Origin of the sequence: Corallococcus caeni (assembly GCF_036245865.1) — a bacterium.
Lineage (GTDB): Bacteria > Myxococcota > Myxococcia > Myxococcales > Myxococcaceae > Corallococcus > Corallococcus caeni.
Map to the genome: position 1 here is coordinate 539,763 of NZ_BTTW01000003.1, position 25,574 is coordinate 565,336.

Genomic DNA, 25,574 nt, shown 5'->3' on the forward strand with positions numbered 1-25,574 from the left:
TCACTCCTGGCCCGAGCCGCGGAGGGCCTTCGCCAGCAGCTCCGCCACGGCCTGCACTCCCGGTTCGCGCAGCAGCGTGTAGTGGGTGCCCGGCAGGCGGTGCGACTCCAGCCGGTCTCCTACGAGCGCCGTCCAGCCGCCGTCACCCGTGCCCGTGTCGTCGACGAGCTCCTCCGCCTGGACGCGCAGCACGCGCTGCTCCATCGCGGGCGGGTGGTAGCGCCGGGCCGCTTCGAGGTTGGCCTCGAAGACCTGGAACAGCCCCGTGGCGCTCGCGGCGTCCACGCCGGGCGGCAGGGCGCCGGCCTGGGCCGCGGCCTCCAGCACCTTCGCAAGCGCCGCTTCGGGCTCCAGGGTCGCCAGCTCCGCCGTGTCCACGGCCAGGTCCGCCAGGGACACGCCCATCAGGTCCTGCGCGAACAGGCCCACCGCCAGCGTGCGGTCCAGGTTCGGCTCCGAGTCCGGCACCGTCTCCGGCACGTACGAGTCGATGAGCGCCACCAGCTCCACCGCCTCACCCGCTTCGCGGAGCTGGTACGCCATCTCGTAGGCGATGACGCCGCCCAGGGACCAGCCGCCCAGGTGGTACGGCCCCCGCGGTTGGACCTCTCGCAGCGCGCGCACGTAGCTGGCGGCCAGGGCCTCCACGGTGTCCAGCGGTTCGCTCGCGCCATCCAGACCCCGGGCCTGGAGGCCGTAGAAGGGCTGATCCGGTCCCAGCCTCCTGGCGAGCTCCGCGTAGGCCAGCACGTTGCCGCCCACCGGGTGCACGCAGAAGAACGGCGGCGCGGTGCCCGGGCCGTCCTTCGTGAAGGGCACCAGCGGCGTGAAGGGCCTCGGCTCCGCCGCCGCGCTCTCGCCCAGCAGCACCGCGAACCGCTCCACGCTGGGGGCCTGGAAGAGGGCCGACAGCGGGAGCTTGTAGCCCGTCTCCCGGTGCACCGCCGACATCAGGCGCACCGCGAGGAGCGAGTGGCCGCCCAGCTCGAAGAAGCTGGTGCGCACGTCCACCGCGGCCACGCCCAGGGCCTCGGCCCAGAGGCGAGCGAGCATCGCTTCCCGCTCGTCCCTGGGGCCCACGCGCGCCTCGGGGTTCGCGGCCTCGTCCACCGGCGCCGGGAGCGCCGCGCGGTCCACCTTGCCGTTGGGCGTCAGCGGGAGCACCGGCAGCGCGACGTAGGCGGCCGGCACCATGTAGTCCGGCAGCGAGCGCTGGAGGTGGCTTCGGAGCGGAGCGGTGTCCACCTCCGGCGCCACGTACGCCACCAGCCGCTGCACGCCGGGCACGTCCTCGCGCACCAGGACCATCGCGTCCCGGATGCCCGGGTGCGTGCGCAGCGCGGCCTCGATTTCACCGGGCTCGATGCGGTAGCCGCGCAGCTTCACCTGGAAGTCCACGCGCCCCATGAAGTCGAGCGTGCCGTCCTGCTTCCAGCGGACCCGGTCGCCCGTGCGGTACATGCGGGCCCCGGGCTCCGTGCTGAACGGGTGGGGGATGAAGCGCTCCGCCGTGAGGTCCGCCCGGTTGCGGTAGCCGCGCGCCAGGCCTTCGCCCGCGATGAACAGCTCGCCGGGGACGCCCACGGACACGGGGTTCAGGTTCGCGTCCAGGACGTACACGCCCACGTTGAGCATGGGCCGGCCGATGACGGGCGTGGGCTGCATGGTGCCCTGGATGCGCTCCGTGGTGGACGCCACGGTGCCCTCGGTGGGGCCGTAGGCGTTGTAGGCCCGCGTACGGCCCGTCGCCGCGAGCACGCGCCACGTCACCTCGTCCATCGCCTCGCCGCCGATGAAGCAGATGGACGGCACGTGGGCCTGCTCCAGGAAGCCCGCGTCCAGCAGCAGCTTGAACAGCGACGGCGTGCAGTCCAGCGCGTCGATGCGCCGCTGCTCCAGCCACGTGAGCATCGCCTCCGGATCCTGCCGTGCCGCCTCCGGGACGATGCACAGGCAGTGGCCGTCCGCCATCAACGACAGCTGCGTCACGGACGCGTCGAAGTAGAGCGGCCCGTTGAGGCTCACGCGCATCCCCGGAGGTGCCGGGGTGTAGCAGGCGGCCTTCAGCGAGCGCTGCAGGTGCGCCAGCGAGCGGTGCTGGATCATCACGCCCTTGGGCGTGCCCGTGGAGCCCGACGTGTAGATGACGTACGCCAGGTGCTCCGGCCGCACGCCCGAGCGCGGGTTGCCCGGCGAGGAGGACTCGATGCGCCGCGCCTCCACGTCCAGCCGCACCACGTGCCGCACCGCCGGCTGCCACGCCTCTACGTGCGCCTGCGTGGTCAGCAGCACGGCCGCGCCGCTGTTCTCCAGGATGAAGGCCCTGCGCGCCTCGGGGGCCGCGGGGTCCAGCGGCACGTACGCGCCGCCCGCCTTGAGGATGCCCAGGATGGCGACGATGGCCTCCGGTGAGCGCTCCATGCAGAACGCCACCGGCACGTCCGGGCCCACGCCCAGCGAACGCAGGTAGTGCGCCAGCTGGTTCGCCCGCACGTTGAGCTGGTGGAACGACACGGACGTGTCGCCCATCACCACGGCCGGGGCCTTGGGCGTGCGCGTCACCTGCTGCTCGAAGCGCGTGTGGAAGGGCAGGTCGCTCTCGAAGTCAGCGGTCTCTCCGCTCCACTCCTCCAGCACCCACTGGCGCTCCTCCGCCGTCAGCAGGGGCAGGGCGTCCACCGCGGCGTCCGGCTTCGCGACGGCGCCCTCCAGCAGCTGGATGAGGTGCTCCGTCAGCCGGCGCGCGGTGGCGGGCTCGAAGAGGTCCGTGGCGTAGGAGAGAGCACCCTCGAAGCCGCGCTCCGTGCGGCCGAGCGTCAGGTCCAGGTCGAACTTCGTCGTGGGCAGGTCCACCTCCACCGGACGCAGCGTCAGCTCCGGCAGACGCACCTCCGAGTCCGGCACGTTCTGGAGCGCGAAGAGGGCCTGGATGAGCGGCGTGCGCGACAGGTCTCGCGTGGGCTGCACGGCCTCCACCAACCGCTCGAAGGGGATGTCCTGGTGCTCGTACGCGCCCAGCGTGGTGGTGCGCACCTGCGCGAGCAGCTTGCGGAACGACGGGCGGCCGTCGAACCGCGCGCGCAGCACCAGCGTGTTGACGAAGAAGCCGATGAGGCCCTCCGTCTCCGTATGGCGCCGGCCCGCGATGGACGTGCCCACCAGCAGGTCCTCCTGACCGGAGTACCGGTGCAGGAGCGTCTGGAAGCCCGCGAGCAGCACCATGAAGGGCGTGGCCCCCTCACGCTGCGCCAGCGCCTCCACCCCTTCACTCAACGCCTGCGACAGGCGCACCGGGAAGGTGGCGCCCCTCGCTGAGCGCTGCGGCGGACGCGGCTTGTCCGTGGGCAGCGCCAGCGCCTGCGGGGCTCCGGCCAGCTGCTGCGTCCACCAGGCGAGCTGCGCGTCCAGCACTTCACCCTGGAGCCAGCCGCGCTGCCAGACGGCGAAGTCCGGGTACTGCACCGGCAGCGGGGCCAGCGGCGAGGGCTGGCCCTGCCGGAAGGCCTCGTAGAGCGCGGTGACTTCGCGCACCAGGATGCTCATGGACCAGCCGTCACCGATGGCGTGGTGCAGGCACAGGAGCAGCACGTGTTCCTGTTCGCCCAGCGTCAGGAGCGTGAGGCGCGCCAGCGGACCCACGGCGAGGTCGAAGGGCGTCAGCGCGTCCTCGCTCGCGAGCCGCAGGACTTCCGCCTCACGCGCGTCGTCGGGGAGCTCCGTCAGGTCCACCACCGACAGGACTCCGGTGGGGGCGGGGTGCACGTGCTGACGGGGTTCGCCGTCGTGGGACTCGAACGTGGTGCGCAGCGCTTCGTGGCGCTGGACCAGGGCGTCGAAGGCCTGCTGGAGCGCGGGCACGTCCACCGCGCCGGAGAGGCGCAGCGCGGTGGGCATGTTGTAGAGCGCGCTGCCCGGGTCGAGCTGATCGATGAACCACAGCCGCTGCTGCGCGAACGACAGCGGATGCGGCCCGGGGGTCGCCGCGGGCCGCAGCGGCGGCAGGGCGCTGGCCTCCGGTGCGTCCGGCAGACGCTGGGCGAGCGCCGCCACGGTGGGGGACTCGAACAGCGCCCGGACGCCCACGTCCACGCCGAAGCGGGCGCGGATGCGGGAGACCAGCTGCGTGGCCAGGAGCGAGTGACCGCCCAGCTCGAAGAAGTGGTCGTTGCGCCCCACGACGGGGACGTTCAACAGCTCCTCCCACAGCGAGGCCAGGGCCACCTCCGCGGGCGTCGCCGGGGCTTCGTACGAGCGCGCGGCGCGCAGCTGCGCCTCCGGTGAGGGCAGGGCCTTGCGGTCCACCTTGCCGTTGGGCGTCAGCGGCAGGGAGGGCAGGGTGACGAGCGCCGACGGCACCATGTACTCCGGCAGGTGCCGGCGCAGGTGCTCGCGCAGCGATTCTATTTCGGCGTCCGTCACCACGTAGCCCACGAGCCGCGCGTCGCCCGGGACGTCCTCGCGCACCAGCGCCACCGCGTCGCGGACGCCGATGTGCGTGCGCAACGTGGCTTCGATTTCGCCCAGCTCGATGCGGTAGCCGCGCAGCTTCACCTGGAAGTCCAGGCGGCCCATGAACTCCAGCGTGCCGTCCGGCCGCCAGCGGGCCTTGTCACCCGTGCGGTAGAGGCGCGCGCCCGGATCCGCGCTGAACGGATCCGGCAGGAAGCGCTCGGCCGTGAGGTCCGGCCGGCCCAGGTAGCCGCGCGTGATGCCTTCGCCGGAGAAGCACAGCTCGCCCGGCGTGCCGAAGGGCACCAGGCGCTGCCGCGCGTCGAGCACGTACGCGTTCAGGTTCGCCAGCGGCCTGCCGATGACGGGCTCCGTCCTCGGACTGCCCTGGATGGGCGCGGCCGTCGTGCCGACGGTGCACTCCGTGGGGCCGTACGCGTTGAAGGCGCGCGTGCGGTCCGTCGCGGCCAGCTTCCGCCACGACTCCGAATCCAGCGCGTCGCCGCCCAGCACGATGAGGGGCGGCACCCAGGCGCGCTCCAGCAGCCCGGCCGCCAGCAGCGGCTTGAGCTGCGCGGGCGTGCAGTCCAGCGAGTCGATGCGGTGCTGCTCCAGCCACGCGAGCATCGCCTCCGGCTCCAGGCGCAGCGCGTCCGGGACGACGTACAGGCAGTGGCCGTCGATGAGCTGCACCACGCGCTCCATCACCGCGTCGAAGTACAACGGCGCGTTGACGGTGACGCGCTGGCCCCGGGGCTGGCCCGCGTAGAGCGCGCGGCCCATGGCCCGGTGCAGGTTGAGCACGGAGCGGTGCTGCGCCATCACGCCCTTGGGCGTGCCCGTGGAGCCGGACGTGTACAGGACGTACGCCAGGTGCTCCGGGCCCGTCAGCGCGGGCAGGGGCTCGTGTGAGAGGGCCCCCAGGCCGGCCTGCTCCACGTCCAGCCACAGCTCCTGGGCGCCATACGGGCTCCAGTCGCCGCACGCGGCCTCCGTCGTGACGAGCACGGCCGCGCCGCTGTCGCGCAGCACGAAGTCCTTGCGCGCGGAGGGGGCTCCCGGATCCAACGGCACGAAGGCGCCGCCGGCCTTGAGCACCGCGAGCAGCGCGATGATGGCCTCCACCGAACGCTCCAGGCACAGGGCGACCCGCACCTCCGGGCCCACCCCCATGGAGCGCAGCCGCCACGCGAGCTGGTTCGCCCGCGTGTCCAGCTGCCGGTACGTCAGCGCCGTGTCTCCGAACACGACGGCCGGAGCGTCCGGGGTGCGCGCCACCTGCCGCTCGATGAGGCCGTGCAGCGTGGCGTCGCGCTCGAAGTCCACCAGCTCACCGCTGCCCGTGCGCACCAGCCGCACCAGCTCCTCCGGCGAGACGAGCGACACGTCCGCCAGCGGCAGGTCCGGGGCGTCGCACACGGCCTCCAGCAGCCGGCGCAGGTGGGCCACGAACCGCTCGAGGGTGTTCGCGTCGAACAGGTCCGCGGCGTAGCGGAAGGCGCCCTCGTAGCCGTCGCCGGTCCGGTGCAGGTCCAGCGCCAGCTCGAACTGGGACAGCGTCTCGCCCTCGAAGTGGGCCGGGGTCACGGACAGGCCGGGCACCGCCAGCTCCGACACCGGGGCGTTCTGGAGCGCGAACATCGCCTGGAACAGCGGCGTGCGGCCCAGGTCGCGCTCGGGCTGGAGCGCTTCCACCAGGTGCTCGAAGGGGATGTCCTGGTGCTCGTACGCGCCCAGCGTGGTGGCGCGCACCTGGGCCAGCAGCTCACGGAACGTCGTCCGTGCGCCGATGCGGCCACGCAGCACCAGCATGTTCACGAAGAAGCCGATGAGGCCCTCCGTCTCCGCGTGCCGGCGGTTCGCGATGGGCGAGCCCACCAGCACATCGTCCTGTCCGGACACGCGCGACAGCACGGCCTGGAACGCAGCCAGGAGCGCCATGAACGGCGTGGCGCCTTCCGCTTGCGCCAGCGCGTCCACGCGCTCGCTCAGGGCGCGCGGCAGCGTCACGCGAATCAGTCCGCCTCGCTGCGAAGCGGTGGCGGTCCTCGGCCTGTCGGTGGGCACGTCCAGGACGAAGGACGCACCGGACAGCTGGTGCTTCCACCACTCCACCTGCGCTTGCAGCACGCCGCCCTGGAGCCAGCCGCGCTGCCAGACGGCGAAGTCCGCGTACTGCACCGGCAGCTCCGGCAGGGCGGGGGGCCGCCCCGCGCGCCGGGCCTCGTAGAGCGCGGTGACCTCCCGCACGAGGATGCCCAGCGACCAGCCGTCGGACACGATGTGGTGCAGGTGCAGCACGAGCAGGTGCTCGCGCGCGTCCAGCTTCAGCAGCAGGGCGCGAATCACCGGCCCGCGCGTCAGGTCGAACGGGCGCAGCGTCTCCGCGTAGCCCAGGCGCTGGGCTTCGGCCTGCTTCGCGGCGCGGCCGCCCAGGCCCGTCAGGTCCACGATCTCCAGGGGGACCTGCCCCTCGGCGTGGATGTGCTGCACCGGCTTGCCCGCTTCCATGCGGAACGTCGTGCGCAGGGACTCATGCCGCGCCATCAGCGCGTCCAGGCTGGCGCGCAGCGCGTCCACGTCCAAGTCGCCGGTGAGGCTCAGCGCCAGCGGCATGTTGTAAAGCGGGCTGCCCGGCTCCAACTGGTCGATGAACCACAGCCGCTGCTGCGCGAACGACAGCGGCGGCGGGGCCGTCCGCTCGGCACGGACCAGCGGCGGCGCCTGGGTGCGGCGCGCGTCCACCAGCCGCTCCGCCAGCGACGCCACCGTGGGCGCGCGGAACAGCTCGCCCAGCGGCAGCTCCACGCCCAGCGACGCGCGGATGCGCGACACCACCTGCGTGGCCAGCAGCGAGTGCCCACCCAGCTCGAAGAAGTCGCCGTGGATGTCCACGGTCTCCAGGTGCAGCACCTCCGCCCAGATGTCCGCGAGCGCCTTCTCCAGGTCGCTCCGGGGCGTGGCGGAAGCCGCTGGATCCGCGGTGCGGGCCTGCGGCGCGGGCAGGGCCTTGCGGTCCACCTTCCCGTTGGGGCTCAGCGGCAGCTTCGGCAGGACGACGATGGCCGACGGCACCATGTAGTCCGGCAGCTGCTTCTGCACGGAGGCCCGCAGCGCGTTCGTGTCGACGCCGTCGTCCTCGCTGGACACGACGTAGGCCACGAGGCGCCGGTCGCCCGGCACGTCCTCGCGCACCACGACCACCGCCTCGTCGACCTCCGGCGCCTGGCGCAGCACGGCTTCGATTTCACCCGGCTCCACGCGGAAGCCGCGCAGCTTCACCTGGAAGTCGGTGCGGCCCAGGAACTCCAGCGTCCCGTCGCGCCGCCAGCGCACGCGGTCGCCGGTGTCGTAGAGGCGCGCTCCGGGCTCGGTGGCGAAGGGGTGGGGGATGAAGCGTTCGGCGGTCAGGTCCGGGCGCTGGAGGTAGCCCCAGGCCAGGCCGTCTCCGCCGACGTGGAGCGTGCCCGGCACGCCCGGCGGCACGGGCTGGAGCGCCGCGTCCAGCACCCACGCCGTGGAGTTCGTCAGCGGCCGGCCGATGGGCACCGAGCGGCCCACTGCATCACCGGCGCGCAGCGTGTGCGTGGCGGAGAAGGTGGTGTTCTCCGTGGGGCCGTAGCCGTTGACGAGCACCGCGCCCGGGGGCAGCCGCTTCAGGTGTTCACGCACACGCTCCACGGGCAGCACGTCGCCGCCCGCGAGCACCTGCTTCACGCGGGCCAGCGCGTCGCCCTGGTGGAGCACCATCTGCTCGAAGAGGGCGGCGGTGAGCCACAGCGTGGTGATGCCCTCGCGCCGCAGCAGCGCGCCCGTCTCCTCCAGCGACAGCGCCTTGGGCGGCGCCAGCACCAGCGTCGCGCCGTTGAGGAGCGCGCCCCAGAGCTCCAGCGTGGACGCGTCGAACGCGACGGGCGCCAGTTGGAGGAAGACCTCGTCGGGGCCGAAGTGGATGAAGTCCGCGCCGCGCACCAGGCGGGTGATGCCCCGGTGCGGCACGCTGACGCCCTTGGGCCGGCCGGTGCTGCCCGACGTGAACATCACGTAGGCCAGCGCGTCGGCGGGCACCGTGAGGTCCAGCGCCGTCTCCGGCTGCCGTGCAATCTGGGCAGCGTCACCGTCCAGCAGGACCTGGAGGTCCGTCACCTGGGGCAGCTCGTCCGCCAGGGCCTCCTGCGTGACGAGCACGCTGACGCTGGCCGCCTGGAGCATCCAGGTGATGCGCTCCGCGGGGGCCTTCACGTCCACCGGCACGTACGCCGCGCCGGCCTTGAGGATGCCCAAGAGGCCAGTGACGAGGTCGAACGAACGCTCCAGGCACACGCCAACCCGGTGGCCGGGCCGCACGCCCTGGCGCCGCAGGTGGTGCGCGAGCTGGTTCGATGCCCGGTCCAGCGCCGCGTACGTGAGCGTCTCCGCGCCGGCCTTCAGCGCGACGGCGTCGGGCGTGCGCGCGGCCTGCTCCGCGAAGAGGGCGGCGACGGACGCGTCGCGCGGGTAGTCCCGGGCGGTGTCGTTCCACCCGGTGAGCAGCCGCTGACGCTCCGCCTCCGTGAGCCACGGCAGCTGCGACAGCCGCATGTCCGGCGCGCGGACGGCGGCCTCCAGCAACACGCGCAGGTGCTCTGCCATGCCAGCCACCGTGGCCGGCTCGAACAGGTCCTGGTTGAAGACGAGCGCGCCGTCGAAGCCTTCCGGCGTGCGCATCAGGATGCACTGGAGGTCGAAGAGGATGGCCTCCGGGTTGGCCTCCCTGGGGCGCAGCGTCAGGCCGGGCAGGGACAGCTCCGGCATGGGCGAGTTCTGGAGCGTGAAGGTCACCTGGAACAGCGGCGTGCGGCCCAGGTCGCGCTCCGGGTGGAGCACCTCCACCAGCTTCTCGAACGGCAGGTCCTGGTGCTCGTACGCGCCCAGCGTGGTGGCGCGCACTGCGTCCAGCAGCTCGCGGAAGCGGAGCGTGTCGCGGACCCGCGTGCGCAGCACCACCGTGTTGGCGAAGTAGCCGATGAGGTCCTCGGCCTCCGCGTGACGGCGGCCCGCGATGGGCGAGCCCACGAGCACGTCCTCCTGGCCCGCGTACCGGTGCAGCAGCAGCTGGAAGGCCGCCAGCAGCACCATGAAGGGCGTGGAGGCCGTCTGCTTCGCCATGGCCTCCAGCGCGTCACTCAGCTCGCGCGGCAGCGTCAGGGGCTGCACGCCCGCGCGGAAGGACTGGCGTGTCGGACGCGGGTGGTCCGTGGGCAGCTCCAGGTACGGCGCGGCGCCTTCCAGTTGCCCGCGCCAGTACGCCACCTGCGACTCCAGCACGTCACCCTGGAGCCAGCCGCGCTGCCAGAGGGCGTGGTCGGCGGCCTGCACCGGCAGCTCCGGCAACGGCGAGGGCTGCTCCGCCGCGAACGCCGCGTAGAGCGCGCCCATCTCCCGCACCAGCACGCCCGTGGACCAGCCGTCGGAGATGATGTGGTGCGTGTTGAGCAGCAGCAGGTGCTTCGTGGGCGCCAGCTTGATGAGGAGCCCGCGGAACAGCGGGCCCTGCTCCAGGTCGAACGGGGTGCGCGTCTCCTCCAGCGCCAGCCGCGACGCCTCCGCCTCGCGCTCCTCCGCGGTCGGCAGCGCGGACAGGTCCACGTTGCGCAGCGGCATGGGGAAGGGCGGGTGGATGACCTGCGACGGCGTGCCCTCGTGCGAGCGGAACGTGGTGCGCAGCGCTTCGTGGCGGCGCACCAGCTCGTCGAACGCGGCCAGCATCACGATGATGTCCAGCGTGCCGTCCAGCTCCAGCAGGCTCGGGAGGCTGTAGGCGTTGCCCGCCGTGCCCAGCTGCTCGATGAACCACAGCCGGTGCTGCGCGAACGACAGGGGCAGTACGTCCGGCCGCTCCGCGCGGACCAGCGCGGGCAGGGCGGACGCGGCGGCTTCGGGGACCTGCGGCTGGGACTGCCGGAGCGCGTCGATGCGCTCGGCCAGCGCCGCGACGGTGGGGCCCTCCAGCAGGGCGCGCAGGGGCAGCTCCACGCCGAAGTGCGTGCGCAGGCGCGACACCAGCTGCGTGGCCAGCAGCGAGTGGCCTCCCAATTCGAAGAAGCCGTCATGGCGCCCCACGGCGGGGACGCGCAGCACCTCGGCCCACAACGGGACCAGTGCAGCCTCGGTGGGCGTCGCGGGCGGTTCAATGACGCGCTCGGTGACCGGCGCGGCGTCCGGCGTGGGCAGCGCCTTGCGGTCCACCTTGCCGTTGGGCGTCAGGGGCAGGGCGTCCAGCGCGATGAACGCGGCGGGCACCATGTACTCCGGCAGGTGACGGCGCAGGTGCTCGCCCAGGGGCGACGTGTCCACCTGGGGCGCGACCCAAGCGATGAGCCGGTCGCCGTGGACCTGCGCCACCGCGTCCCGGATGCCGGGATGCGCGCGCAGCGTGGCCTCGATTTCGCCCAGCTCGATGCGGTAGCCGCGCAGCTTCACCTGGAAGTCCAGGCGGCCCATGAACTCCAGCGTGCCGTCCTCACGCCAGCGGGCCTTGTCGCCCGTGCGATAGAGGCGCGCGCCGGGCGCGTCGCTGAACGGATCCGGCAGGAAGCGCTCGGCCGTGAGGGCGGGCTGGCCCAGGTAGCCGCGCGTGACGCCTTCGCCGGAGAAGCACAGCTCACCCGGCGTGCCGATGGGCGCCAGGTCCAGCCGCGCGTCGAGCACGTAGGCGCGCAGGTTGTCCACGGGCCGCCCGATGACGGGCTCCGGCTGCGGGGCGTCCTGGATGGCCCAGGTCGTCGCGTCCACGGTCACTTCCGTGGGGCCGTAGCCGTTGAAGGCGCGCGTGCGCTTCGTCGCGGCCAGCTGCCGCCACGTGACTTCATCCACGGCCTCGCCGCCCACGGAGAGCAGGGCGGGGACGTGGGCGCGCTCCAGCATCCCGGCGGACAGCAGGAGCTTGAGCTGCGACGGCGTGCAGTCCAGCGCGTCGATGCGCCGCTGCTCCAGCCACGCGAGCATGGCCTCCGGCTCCAGGCGCACGTCCTCCGGGACGATGCACAGGCAGTGGCCGTCCAGCAGTTGGAGCACCTGTTCGATGGACGCGTCGAAGTACAGCGGCGCGTTCACCGTGATGCGCTGGCCGCGCGGCAGGCCCGCGTAGATGCTCCGCGTCAGCGCACGGTGCAGGTTGAGCACGGAGCGGTGCTGCACCATCACGCCCTTGGGCGAGCCGGTGGAGCCAGAGGTGTAGATGACGTAGGCGAGGTTGCCCGCCCCAGCCGACGCCGGGGGACCCATCAACTGGTCCGACTGTCGGACCACTTCATCATCCACCCGCACCACGTGGGCCACGTCCGGGCGCCATGCCTCTTCCAGGGCCTGCGTCGTCAAGAGCACGGACGCGCCGCAGTCCTTGAGCAGGAACGACTTGCGCGCGGAGGGCGCGGACGGGTCCAGCGGCACGAAGGCGCCACCGGCCTTGAGCACCGCCAGCAGCGCGACGATGGCCTCCGCCGAGCGCTCCAGGCACAGGCCCACCGTGACCTCAGGGCCCACGCCCAGCGAGCGCAGGTGCCACGCGAGCTGGTTGGCCCGCGCGTCGAGCTGCCGGTAGCTGAGCGTCGTCTCGCCAGACACCACCGCGTCCGCGTCCGGCGTCGCGGCGGCCTGCCGCTCGAAGCGCGCGTGCACGGTGGCCTCGCGCTCGAAGTCCACGGCGTCACCGAGGCCGGTGCGCAAGAGCCACGCGCGGTCCTCGGCCGGGAGGAGGGACACGTCGGCCAGCCGGACCTCGGGCTGGATGAGGGCCTCCATCGCCTGCCGCCACTGGCCCAGCACGCGCTGCACGGCCTCCGCGGCGAAGCGGTTCTCGTCGTAGGCCAGGTGCATCTGGAGCTCGCGGCCCGGGAGCACCGTGGCCGCCAGCGGGTAGTTGATGCTCTCGCCCATCTGCAGGTCGCGCAGGTCCAGCGCGGTGGAGCGGCGCAGCAGCGATTCGTCGAAGGGGAAGTTCTCGAAGACGAGCAGCGACTGGAAGAGGGGCACGCCCCGGGGGATGTCGCTCCACCCGTGCGCGGTGACGAGCGGCGTGTGCTGGTGCTGCTGGATGCCCAGCAGCTTCGCCTGGATGGACTGGAGCCAGGGCAACACGGGCGCGGTGTCGTCCGGCAGCGCGATGCGCACCGGAAGCGTGGTGATGAGCAGGCCCAGCATGGCCTCCGACCCCGCGAGCTCCGGCGGACGTCCCGCCAGCGTGGTGCCGAAGAGGACGTCGCGCGTGTCGGCGTGGCGCGCCAGCACCAGCGCCCAGGCCGCCTGCGCCAGGGTGTTGAGCGTGAGCTGGTGCCGCCGGGCGAAGGCCTCCAGCGCCGCGGTGCGCGCCTCCGGAAGCGTCACCTCGAGGATGGGCTGGTTCACCGTGCCCGACGCGACAGCGGCCACGGGACGCATGGCGGGCACGGGCGTGGGCACCGACAGGCCCGCGAGCTGGTTGCGCCAGAAGCGCTCGTCCTCGATGAGGTCGCGCTGTCCCAGCCACGCGATGTAGTCGCGGTACGGCGGCCGGCCCGTGGGGGGCAGCGGCGTCCCGGCGCGCAGGGCGTCGTAGATGGCGAAGACCTCCTGGAAGAACAGGCCCAGGCTCCAGCCGTCGAACAGCAGGTGGTGGTGGCTCCAGATGAAGCGCCACTGCGCGTCCGCCAGCCGCACCGCGGTCATCCGGCTCAGCGGCGCGCGCGACACGTCGAAGCCGCGCGCGCGGTCCACGACGATGAGCCGCTCCAGTCCGGCTTGTCGCGCGTCCTCCGGCAGGTGACGCCAGTCATGGACCTCGAAGGGCAGCGCCACTTGCGAGTGCACCGCCTGCAGCGGCGACTCCAGGTCCCTGGACACGAAGGCGGTGCGCAGGATGGGGTTGCGGTCCACCGCCGTCTGCCACGTCCGCTGGAACAGCGAGATGTCCACGTCCGAGTGGATGGACCACGCGGTGTGCTCGAAGTAGTAGCCCGCGTGCGGATCCTGGAGGGCGTGGAAGAGCATGCCCTCCTGCACCGCGGAGAGCGGGAAGAGGTCCTCCACCGTGGGCCCCTGCGCCGCCAGCACCGCGTCCAGCGAGGCCTGGGAGAGGCGTGCCAGGGGGAAGTCGCTTGGCGTCCGCCGGCGCGAGTCCTCCGAGTGGCGCAGGGTGATGAGCTCACGCAGCGCGGACAGGAAGCGCTGGGACACCGCCCGCACGGTCTCCTCGTGGTGCAGCAGGTGGCTGTAGCCGAAGGCCAGGCGCAGCCGTCCACCGGACACCGCGCCCTCCACCGCCAGCGCATGCGGGTGCACCGCCTGGGGCGCCACGTTCGGCCCCACGGGCTCTTCGCTCAGGGAGAAGAGGGTGCTGGCGCCGGTCGCGCCGTCCAGCTGCCCCAGGTAGTTGAAAGACACCTGCGCCCGAGGCAGCGCGGCCAGCGCGGCCCGTGCCTCCGGCGGCCCCAGGTGGCGCAAGAGCCCGAAGCCGATGCCCTTGTTCGGCCACGCGCTCAGCGTGTCGCGCACGACGCGCAGCCGGTCACCCAGCGTGCCTTGCGCCGGCAGCCGCAGCAGGGCCGGCGTGAGGGACGTGAACCAGCCCACGGTGCGGGACATGTCCGCGTCCGCGAACAGCTCCTCGCGGCCGTGGCCCTCCAGGTCGATGAGGACGTCCGGCTTCCCCGTCCACTCGCTGAGCGCCAGCGCGAGCGCCGTCACCAGCACGTCGTCGATGCGCGCCCGCCACGCGATGGGCGTCTCCTGGAGCAGGAGCCGCGTCTCCTCCGCGTCCAGCTCCGCGACCACCGCGCGGTGCGAGGCGTAGGTGTGCGGGCCCGGACCGTCCGTGGGCAGCGGCGCCACGTCGCCGCGCACCGACTCGCTCCAGAAGGCCAGCTCGGCCCCCAGCACGTCCGTCAGGGCGTGCGTCTCCAGGCGGCGGGCCCAGGACAGGAAGGACGTCGTCTTCGCCGGCAGCGTGGGGACCTGGCCGGACTGGACCTGGCGGTAGACCGTCTCCAGGTCCTCGATGAGGATCCGCCACGACACGGTGTCCACCACCAGGTGGTGGATGACGAGCAGCAGGCGCTGCTCCTGGCCCGCCCCGAAGTGGAAGAGCACGGGGCGCACGAGCGGCGGTGAGGCCAGGTCGAAGGTCTCCTGGACGCGCGTGGCCTCCTGCTCCATCGCGGTCAGACGCTCCTCGGGCGGCAGCGCGGAGAGGTCCACCTGGCGGAGCGTGAGCGGGGCCTCATTGGGGTTCGCGTCGCGCTGGCGCCACACGCCGTCCGTGCCCCGGACGTACTTCAGGCGCAGGGCGTCGTGGTGGACGGCGAGCGCCTGGAGGGCCTGCTCCAGGTGCGCCGGGACCAACGTCTGGCGCGCCCGCAGGAGCAAGGCGTGGTTGAAGTGGTGCGCGTGCGTCGGCTCGCGCTCCAGGAAGTCCACCTGGATGGCGGTGAGCGGCACGTCACCCACCACCGGCCCCTGCTCCGCGAGGCTGGTCGCGCTCTCGCGGGCCACGGCCGCCAGCGCGCCCAGGGTGGGGTGCTGGAAGAGGTCCTTCACCATCAGCTGCACGCCGGCCTGCCGCGCCTTCGCGACGACCTGGAGGCTGATGATGGAGTCGCCGCCCAGCTCGAAGAAGTTGTCGTCCAGGCCCACGCGCTCCACGCGCAGCACCTGGGCCAGCACCTCCGCCAGCGTCCGCTCCAGCCGCGTGCGCGGCGCGGCGTACTCCTTGCGGGACGCGCGCTGTCCTCCGGGGGCGGGCAGGGCCTTGCGGTCCACCTTCGCGTTCGACGTCAGCGGCATCGCCGCCAGCGCGACGAACGCGGAGGGCAGCATGTACTCCGGCAGCCGCTGGCGCAGGAAGTCGCGCAGCGCGCCCGGGCCGGGCTCGGCGCCGTGCGGGACGACGTAGGCGACCAGCCGCTTGTCGCCGGGCGCGTCCTCGCGCACCACGACCACGGCCTCGCGCACGTCCGGGTGGGCGCGCAGCGCGGCCTCCACCTCCGGCAGCTCGATGCGGAAGCCGCGCACCTTCACCTGGTTGTCGGCGCGGCCCAGGAAGTCCATCACGCCATCGCGCCGCCACCGCGCGAGGTCGCCCGTGCGGTACAGGCGCTCACCGGGCCGGGAGGCGAAGGGGTGCGGGACGAAGCGCTCCGCGGTGAGCTCCGGCCGGGAGATGTAGCCGCGGGCGAGGCCGTCACCGCCGATGTACAGCTCGCCGGGGATGCCCGTGGGAACCGGCTGCCCGTGCCGGTCCAGCACGTAGAGCTGCGTCTGGGCGATGGGCCTGCCAATGGGCATCGTGCCCCCCACCGACGCCGCGTCCGGCACGGGGTAGGTGGAGGCGAAGAGGGTGGACTCCGTCGGGCCGTAGCAGGCGACGACCGCGGTGCCCAGGTCCGACTCCAGCACCCGGCGCACGTGCGCGGGCGACACGACGTCGCCGCCCACGAGCACCCGCCGCACGCCGCGCAGGGCCTCCAGCTTCACGTCCACCACCTGCGTGAAGAGGCCCGATGTGAGCAGCAGCGTGGTGACGCCGTGGCGCTGGATGACCTGGGCCAGCAGGTCCACGTCCGACGGCGACGTGGGCGGGAACACGGCCAGTTTTCCGCCGTGCGCCAGCGGGCCCCAGATCTCCAGCGTGGTCGGGTCGAAGGAGATGGGCGCGACCAGGAGGAAGGTCTCCTCTGGCCCCAGGTGCCCGAACCTCGGGTGATGCAGGAGGCGCATCACGGAGCGGTGCTCCACCGCGACGCCCTTGGGCCGCCCGGTGCTGCCGGACGTGAAGTCCACGTAGGCAAGGTGGCGCGAGTGCGTCCCCGCGACGACGGGCGTCATGGGCAGGCCCGCCACGGGCGCCTCCTCCACGAAGAGGGACGGCAGCTCCTCCGGCAGGGGCAGCGACTCGCGCGTCTTGCGCGTGGTGAGCAGCAGCTTCGCGGGCGCGTCCTCCAGCATCGCGGTCAGGCGCGACGCCGGGTACGACGCATCCAGCGGCAGGTACGCACCGCCCGCCTTGAGGATGCCCAGCAGGCAGACGATGAGCTCCACGGAGCGGTCCAGGCAGACCGCCACCAGCACGTCCGGGCCCACGCCGTGCTCGCGCAGCAGGTGCGCCCACTGGCTCGAGCGCGCGTCCAGCTGCGCGTACGTCAGGCGCTCCTCGCCGAACTCCAGGGCCACCGCGTCCGGGCGCAGCGCGACCTGACGGGCGAAGAGGTCCTGGATGCAGGCGTCGTGCGGGTAGTCGCGGAACGTGTCGTTCCAGGCGCCCAGGACCTGCTCGCGCTCGGCTTCACCCAGCAGCGGCAGCAGTGCGACGGGCGTCTGGGGGCTGGCGACGATGGCGCGCGCCAGGCCCACCAGGTGCCCCGCCAGGCGCTCCATCGTGGCCGCGTCGAACAGGGCGGTGGAGTACTCCAGGCGGCAGGTGAAGCCGTCGCGGCCCTCCAGCACCTCCAGGCCCAGGTCGAACTTGGACGTGTCGGACGGCACGTCCACGCCGCTCAGCTCCAGCCCGGCGGGGCGCGCCTTGGCCTCCGGCGTGTTGACCACGTTGATGCTCACCTGGAACAGCGGCGTGCGGCTCAGGTCGCGCGGCAGCTGGAGCACGTCCAGCACGCGCTCGAACGGGGCGTCCTGGCGCGCGTAGGCCTCCAGGGCCTGGGCGCGCACGCGGCCCAGCAGCTCCACGAAGGACGGCAGGCCGGACAGCTTCGAGCGGAAGGGCAGGGTGTTGATGAAGCAGCCCATCAGCCACTCGACCTCCGGACGCGTGCGGCCCGCGATGGGCGTGCCCACGACGAAGTCCTCCTGGCCGGAGTAGCGCGACAGCACCGTCTGGAAGAGCGCCATCATCACCATGAACGTCGTGGCGCCGTTCTTGCGGCCCAGCGCGAGCAGCGGCGTGACGACCTCCGGCGGCAGCGTGAAGCGGTGCCGCGCGCCCGCGAAGGAGATGACGGCGGGACGCGGCCGGTCCGTGGGCAGCTCCAGGTTGGGCGCCCCGGCAAGCTGCTGCTTCCACCAGGCGAGCTGCGCCTCCAGCTCGCCGCCGTCCAGCCAGTCGCGCTGCCACACGGCGTAGTCCGCGTACTGCACGGGCAGCTCCGGCAGGGGCGACGGCTGGCCCGAGAGGAACGCCGCGTAGTTCGCGGTCAGGTCGTGCGCGATGACCATGTTGCACCACGCGTCGGATACCGCGTGGTGGAACACGAGCGCCAGCACGTGCACCTGGGGCTCCAGGCGCAGCAGCGTCGCGCGCAGCACGCCCTGCTCCAGGTCGAAGGGCAGGAGCGCGTACGCCTTGCAGAAGCGCTGCATCTCCGCCTCGCGGGCCTCGGGTGTCTCGCCCGCGACGTCGCGGCGCTGGAGGGCCATGCCTCGCGGCGGGTGGATGACCTGCACCGCGCGATCGCCGTCCAGGGTGTACGTGCTGCGCAGCACCTCATGCCGGGCCACCAGCGCGTCCAGCGCGGCCTGGAGCGCGTCCGCGTCCAGATCGCCTACGAGGCGGAAGAGGGTCGGGTTGTTGTACGTGCCGCTGCCGGGCTCCAGCTGCTGGAGGTACCAGAGGCGCTGCTGCGCGAAGGACAGGGGCAGCGGCCGGTCGCGGCCCACGCGCGGGATGGGCGGCGGGCCCTCGTTCACGACCGGGGCGGCGGGACGCGCGGCGACGGGCGCCACGGGACGCGGCGCCTCCACGACGGCGGGACGCGCCACGGGCGGAGGGGGGAGGCGGGACGGCGTGGCCACGGGCTCCACGCGGCCATCCGCGCGCAGCCGGGCATGGCGGCCGGTGCGGTACAGCCGGGCCGCGGCCTCGCGGGGGTGCGGCACCAGGCGGCGGTGCTCTTCATCACCCGCGCGCCACAGCGCGGTGGGGAGCCCCGCGCCCGCGAGGGCCAGCTCGCCCACCACGCCCGCGGGGACGGGCTGACCGGCAGCGTCCAGCACCCACGTCTGGAGGTTCGCGGGGATGCGCTCGCGCGGCGTGCGCGGCAGGAGCGCGCCCTCCTGGGCGTCACCGGACAGCCACACCTCCACGCCCGCGGCCCGGTGCAGCGCCGCGCCCAGCTCCACGGACGCGCCCTCCACCACCAGGGCGCCCACGTGGGCCAGGGACTCGCGCGCTCCGGACAGCTCGCTCAGCGTGCGCGCCAGGCGGGCCGACGTGTGCACCAGCACCGCGCCGGACGCGCGCGCCAGCTCCAGCAGGCCCTCCACGCCCGCCTCGGCCTCCACCAGCACCTGCTCCTGGCGGACGGCGGCCTCCGCGTCCATGCGCTCGCGCACCACGGCCAGCCGGCGCAGGCCTTCCAACACCACCGGCGTCTCAAGGCCGAAGTCGATGAGGGCCGCCACCTCGTCCACGTCCGCCGCGCGCACGTCGCGCAGCCGCTTCACGGCGCCGTCCACCGTGCCCACGAGGCCCGTCGTCTTGGCGTGGTTCTCGAACGTGTGCTCCAGCAGCGCGTCGATGTCCTCCGCGGACAGCTTCTTGATTTCGCCCTGGTAGCCCTGGGTGAGCAGCAGCGACGTGACGATGTCCACCGAGCTGCGGAAGTACGCGAGCAGCGGCTGGCGCACGAGGCGCAGCACCTCCTGGTCGTCGTCGCCCAGGTACGTGTGCAGCATGCAGGTGATGTGGCCGCGCCCCGGGTGGCCGTTGCGGCGCCACGCCTCGCGGTACAGGGCGATCTTCGGCTTCATCTCCTCCAGCGAGTGCGACAGCAGGCCGGTGAGCACGCCCGCGCCCAGCTCGCCCGCCATGCGGAAGGTCTCCGGGTTGGACGTGGCGGTGAGCCACACCGGCAGCTCCTTCTGCACGGGCTTGGGCCGCAGCACCGCCTCCATGGTGGTGCCCGCGCCGCCGGGACGCTTGAACCTCTCTCCGCGCCACAGCGCGCGCAGCGTGGCCAGCTTCTCCACGAGGATCTCACGGCGCTTCTCGAAGTTGGCCGGCGCGAAGGTGAAGTCCTGCGTGTGCCAGCCCGTGGCCACGGACAGGCCCACGCGGCCCTGGGAGAGGTTGTCCACCACGGACCACTGCTCCGCGATGAGCAGCGGATCGTGCAGCGGCAGCACCACGCTGCCGGAGCGCAGGTGCAGGTGCTTGGTGATGGTGGCCAGGCCCGCCGACACCACGGCCGGCTGCGGGTACAGACCGCCGAAGGAGTGGAAGTGCCGCTCCGGCGTCCACACCGCGGAGAAGCCGTTCGCGTCCGCGAACTTCGCGCCCTCCAGCAGCAGCTCGTACTTCGGCCCCTGGAGCGTGTCCTCGTCGTTGGCGAAGTAGATGAGGCTCAGGTCCATCGCCTTCGCGCGAGGCCCGCCGCCCCCCAGGCTCACCAGCCCCGCGGTGATGCGCTCCGGCGGGTACACCACGCGCAGCCCGCGCGTGAGCGCCCACAGGGCTTCGAGCTCCGGCCGGTCCGCGGACGCCTCGCTCGCGGACAGCCACGCGCCGCCATCCGGCGGGGACAGCCGCGCGTCCAGGCCGGTGAAGAACTCCGACAGCTCGCGGTGGCCCAATGCCCAGGCAGGCTGGCCGGAGCCCGTGGACAGCAGCCACGCCAGCGCATCCGCGTCCACGGATGCGCTGAAGGACGCACCCGACGCGTCCACGTCCTCCACGTACACGACGCGCGAAGCCTCCACGCGCACGGAGGCCACCAGCGCGCGCGTGGTGACGAGCACCGGCACGCGGGCGCCTTCCGGCGCGTAGACGGGCAGCTGCCCCAGGTCCGCGGGGCCCAGCGCGATGCCCGCGCCACCGGCGGCTAGCACGCCCCACAGCGCGGCCAGCTTCTCCGGCGACGAGCGCAGGCACACGGCCACCGGCGTCCCGGCCGTCACGCCCAGCGACTTCAACTGCGAGGCCAGCGCATCCGCGCGGGCCCCCAGCTCCGCCCAGGTCCAGTGCGTGTCCCCGCGCGAGACGGCGGTGGCGTCCGCGTGGCGCGCGCGCCGCTCCGCGAGGAGGGCGGGCACGGAGGTGAAGCCCGGCGTGGCCCGGGGCGCGGGCCAGGCGCGGCGCTCGGCCTCCGTGGCCAGGGGCAGGTGGGAGACGGGCGTCTCCGGCCGGGCGAGCGCGGCGGCCAGCAGCACCTCGAAGTGCTCCACGAGCCGCGCCACGGTGGGGGCGTCGAACAGCTCCGTCGCGTACTCCAGCGCGCCGTGGACGCGGCCGGGGGCCTCGGAGAGCACGAGCGTGAGGTCCGCCAGGGTGGCGCCCCACTGCACGGGCGTGCCCGGCACCTCCACCAGCGAACCGCGCATGCCGGTGAGCTCCAGCGTCGCGGCGCCCGCGCCCGCGCCCGTGTGGTAGACGAACACGGAGTCCGTCATCCGGCCGCGGCCGATGTCCTTGCCCGGGATGAGCGCTTCCACCAGGTACTCGAAGGGGACGTCGGGGCGCGTCTGCGCGTCAGCCACTTCGTCGCGCACCTGGGCGAGCAGGTCGCGGAAGGTGAGCCCGTCCGTGAAGCGCGTGCGGAACGCCGCCGAGTGCGCCACGTAGCCGATGAGCGGCAGCAGCTCCGGCCGCGTGCGGTTGGCGATGGGCGTGCCGACGATGACGTCCGTCTGGCCGCTGTAGCGGTGCAGCAGCGTCTGCCACGCGGCGAGCACGGTCATGTAGCCAGTGAAGCCCTCGCGGCGCGTGAAGGCCGTCAGCTCACGGGCGAGCGCGGGCGGGAAGTCCACCGTCATGCGCGCGGAGGTGAGCGGGCTCTCGGTGGGGCGCGGGCGATCGGTGGGCAGGTCCAGCTTGCGCGGCATGCCGGCCAGCCGCTGCCGCCAGCCCTGGTCCTGTTCGGGCAGGCGGTTGCCCGCGATGCTGTTGCGCTGCCACGCGCCGAAGTCCGCGTACTGCACGGGCAGCGGGGGCAGGGGAGACGGACGGCCCTGGAGGAAGGCGTTGTAGAGGTGGCCCAGCTCCTGGACGAACAGGGCGATGGAGAGCGTGTCGCTGACGATGTGGTGGATGCCGCCCAGCAACATGTGCAGTTGCGTGTCCAGGCGGACCAGCGTGGTTCGCACCACGGGGCCGTTGACCAGGTCGTACGGCTTCGCGGCGTCCTCGCGAGCGAGCCGCATGGCCTCGGGTTCGCGCGTCTCCATGGGCCCGCGCAGCTCCACGCGGGTGAGCGGGACGCGCATGTGCGCGTGGAAGCGCTGCACGGGGCGGCCGTCCACGACGTCGTAGGTGGTGCGCAGCGCTTCGTGGCGCTGGACGATCTCCTGGATGCCGCGCTCCAGCACGTCGGCGTTCACGTCGCCTTCGAGGCGCAGGACGAACGGGATGTTGTACGCGGACAGGCCGGGCAGGTGCTGCTCCAGGCGCCAGACGCGCTCCTGCACGAAGGACAGGGGCAGCACGCCGGTGCGCGGCAACGGCACCAGGGGAAGCTCCACGGAGACGGGGGCCCGCGGGGCCTGACGCAGCAGGGGCACCAGGCGCTCCGCGATGCCCGCGACGGTGGGGGCTTCGAAGAGGGCGGCGAGCGGCAGGTTCACGCCGAAGGCGTCACGCACCTGGTTGAGGAGCTGGGCGGCCGTCAGCGAGTTGCCGCCAATCTCCAGGAAGTCGTCGTTGCGTCCGACGAACTCCAGGCCCAGGCGCTCGCGCCACAGCGCGGCCACGCGCTCCTCCACCTCACCGCGAGGCGCGTCGTCACGGACGGGCTGCGAGGAGGCAGGGGCCGAGGTGACAGGCTCGTCGAAGTCTTCGGCGTCGGTGGGCATCTGGGACCTGTCGAGGGATGCGGCGGCGGTCTGCGGCTGGGACGGGGTGAGGGATGCGGCGTCAGCCTGCGGCTGTGACGGGGTGAAGGCGGCGGAGGTGGACGTCACTGACGGAGGCCCGTCGAAGGAAGCGGTCTCCGTCAGCGTCGCCACGCGACCCGTCCCGGCGAACGCGGTCGCCGTCTGGGTCGCGGGGTGGGTGTTCCCGAAGGACGCGGTCGCGGCATGGGTGGTCCCGAAGGACGAGGACGCAGCGCCGCTGTGCGAAGACGACGGCCCTGCGATGCGGTTATCGGTGGGCATTGCCTCCCGAGCAGCCCCGCTCAGGTGCGCGGTCCCCGACAGCCCATCGGTTCCTCCGAGGGAGGCCGCACCCGCGGAGACAGAGGCCCCCGCGGAATCCGGCCGCACGGCTTCAGCGCCGTTCACCTGCGCCGGAGACCGCGTCGCCGTGGTGATGCGGCCGGACGCCGGGCCTTGCGCCTTTGGCTCCACCCAGACCGTCTTCTCCTGGAAGACGTACGTGGGCAGGTGCATCCGCAGGCGCTGCTCGTGCGCGTAGAACGCGCTCCAGTCCACCGCGACGCCAGCGGTCCACAGCTCGCCCACGGCCTGGAGCCAGCCCATCTGCTCCGTCGTCGTCCCGCTCACGCGCAGCGAAGCCAGCGCCTGGACGCGGCGCCCGTTCTCCTCCCGCGTCAGGTTCGCGCGCACCAGCGGCGTCACGTCCTGACCGGGCCCCACCTCCAGCAGCACCGCGCAGCCCTCCTCCTGGAGCGTCTCCACCGCGCGGGTGAAGTGCACCGGCCTGCGCATCTGCTCCGTCCAGTAGCGCGGATCCGCGAGCTGCCCCGGCTGCGCCACCGTCCCCGTGAGGCTGGACACGTACCGCAGCGTCGGCTCGGACCGGCGCAGCGTCCCCACCACCCGCGCCAGCTCCGGCATCACCGGCTCCACGTCCACCGAGTGGAACGCGTGCGGCGCGGGCATCCGCACCGCCCCGGCCTTGCGGCCCTTCAGCTCCGCCTCCAGCCGCTCCACTTCCTCCACCGGACCGGACACCACGCAGCGGTCCGGCGCGTTCACCGCCGCCAGCTCCAGCCGGCCCGACAGCAGCGGCTGCACCTGCGCGACGGGCAGCGCCACCGCGAGCATCGCCCCCGGCGGCATGCGGTGCATCAGCTCCCCGCGCGCCACCGTGAGGCGCATCGCGTCCTCCAGGGACAGCACGCCCGCGACACACGCCGCCGCGTACTCCCCGAAGCTGTGCCCCATCACGGCGTATGGCGTCACCCCCAGGTCCTGCCACAGCCGCGCCAGGGACACCTGCACGCTGAACAACGCGGGCAGCGCCACGCGCGTATCCGCCAGGGCCGCAGTGGCCTCGGCTTCCGCGCCGGCCTCGGGCGACAGCAGCTTCGACACGCGCGCCCGCAGCGGCGCCTCCAGCAGCGCGAGGCACGCGTCCAGGTGCGCGCGGAAGCGGGGCGAGGCCTCCGCCAGCTCGCGCCCCATCGCGACCCGCTGCGCTCCCTGGCCGGAGAACACGAACGCCACGCGCGGCGCGCGCTTCTCGCCCTTCACCGCGACCACCGGCTTGCGCAGCTGCCGCGCCAGGTCCGCCGCGTCCTTCACCACGAAGGCCTTGCGGTACTCGAACGCCTTGCGGCCCACGGCGTGCGTGAACGCCAGGTCCGCCAGCGCCTGCGCGTCCACGCCCTCCGCCACGTGCGCGTCCAGTTGCCGCGCGGCCGCCTGCAAGGCCTCCTGCGAGCGCGCGGACAGCACGACGAGCTGGTGGGACCGCGTGGTGGAACCACTCTGCCGCATGGGGGCTTCCTCGAGGACCGCGTGGGCATTGGTGCCGCCAATGCCGAAGGAGCTGACCGCGGCGAAGCGGGGCGTCTCGCCCCGGGGCCACGACCGCAAGGTGGTGTTGACGAAGAACGGCCCCGCGTCGAAGTCGATCTGCGGGTTGGGCCGCTCGAAGTGGAGGCTGGGGGGAATCTCCCCGTGGTGCAGCGACAGCGCGGCCTTCATGAGCCCCGCGAGGCCCGCGACCGTGTCCAGGTGGCCCACGTTCGTCTTCAGCGACGCCAGCGCGATGCGCCCCCGGTGCTCGGCGCCCAGGCCGTAGGCGCGCGTGAGGGCCGCCACTTCGATGGGGTCGCCCAGCGGCGTCGCGGTGCCGTGGGCCTCCACGTAGCCCACGGCCTCCGGCGCCACGCCCGCGTTGGCCAGCGCCTGGGACACAACGGCGGCCTGGCCCTGCACGCTGGGCGCGGTGAAGCCGGACTTGTGCCGGCCGTCGTTGTTGAGCGCCGAGCCCCGGATGACGGCGTAGATGGCGTCCCCATCCCGCACCGCGTCCTCCAGGCGCTTGAGCACCACCGCGCCCACGCCGTTGCCGGACAGCGTGCCGCCCGCCTTCGCGTCGAACGCGCGGCAGTGGCCGTCCGGGGAGAAGATGAGCCCCTCCTGGTGCACGTAGCCCGTGCGCTGCGGCACGGACAGGCGCGTCGCGCCCGCGAGCGCCACGTCGGACTGGCCCGTGCGCAGGCTCTGGCAGGCCAGGTGCACCGCCACCAGGCCCGTGGAGCACGCGGTGTAGAGCAGCGTGCTCTCACCCGTGAGCCCCAGCTTGAAGGACGTCTTCGTCGCCAGGCTCTCGTGCGTGGCCGTGCCGTGCAGCTCCATGAACGACGCCGCGTCCAGCGGCATCGCCTGTCGCACGGCGTCTGTGTACCCGGAGCCCGTGGCGCCCGCGTACAGCGAGATGGCGCCAGGGAAGCGGTCCGGATCAATGCCCGCGTCCTCCAGCGCGGCCCACGCCGTCTGGAGGAAGAGGCGCTGCTGTGGATCCGTGAACCGCGCCTCGCGCAGGGACATGTCGAAGAACGTGTGGTCGAACTGATCCACGCCGCCGAGGACGCCCGCGGCCGGCACGAAGGCCGGGTGGTGCCAAAGCTCCAGCCCCTCCGGCAGGGCGGGCATGTGCTCCAGCTCCTCCGGCGAGAAGCGCGAGATGGACTCCACGCCCCCGCGCAGGTTGCGCCAGAACTCCGCCACCGTCATCGCGCCGGGGAAGCGGCCCGCCATGCCGATGATGGCGATGCCACCGGACGCTCCCGCCTTCGGGGCCTCGCGAGGACGATGCCCCGGAGCCGGGGCCACGGGCGGAGCGGCGCTCGGGCCCTGGGACTCACGCTCCAGGCGCTGGACGATCCCTTCGAGCGTGGGGTGCTCGAACAGCCAGACGACGGGCACCTCGCGCTGGAGCTCCTCGCGCAGGCGCGCGGCCAGCCGCACCACGGTCAGGGACGTGGCGCCCAGGTCCTCGAAGAGGTGGTCCTGCGCGCCCACCTTGTCCGTGCCCA

The 25,574-nt window shown here is 73.2% G+C and carries 1 protein-coding gene (only partly in view); it reads right to left on the reverse strand.

The features are described from left to right. Nucleotides 1–25,574 carry the 3' portion of a non-ribosomal peptide synthase/polyketide synthase gene (locus tag AABA78_RS16515; RefSeq protein WP_338264019.1) on the reverse strand. The gene runs 11,566 nt beyond the window's last position, so only the last 25,574 of its 37,140 coding nucleotides appear in the window; the start codon falls outside the window, past its right edge — the gene reads right to left on this strand; the stop codon is at nucleotides 1–3.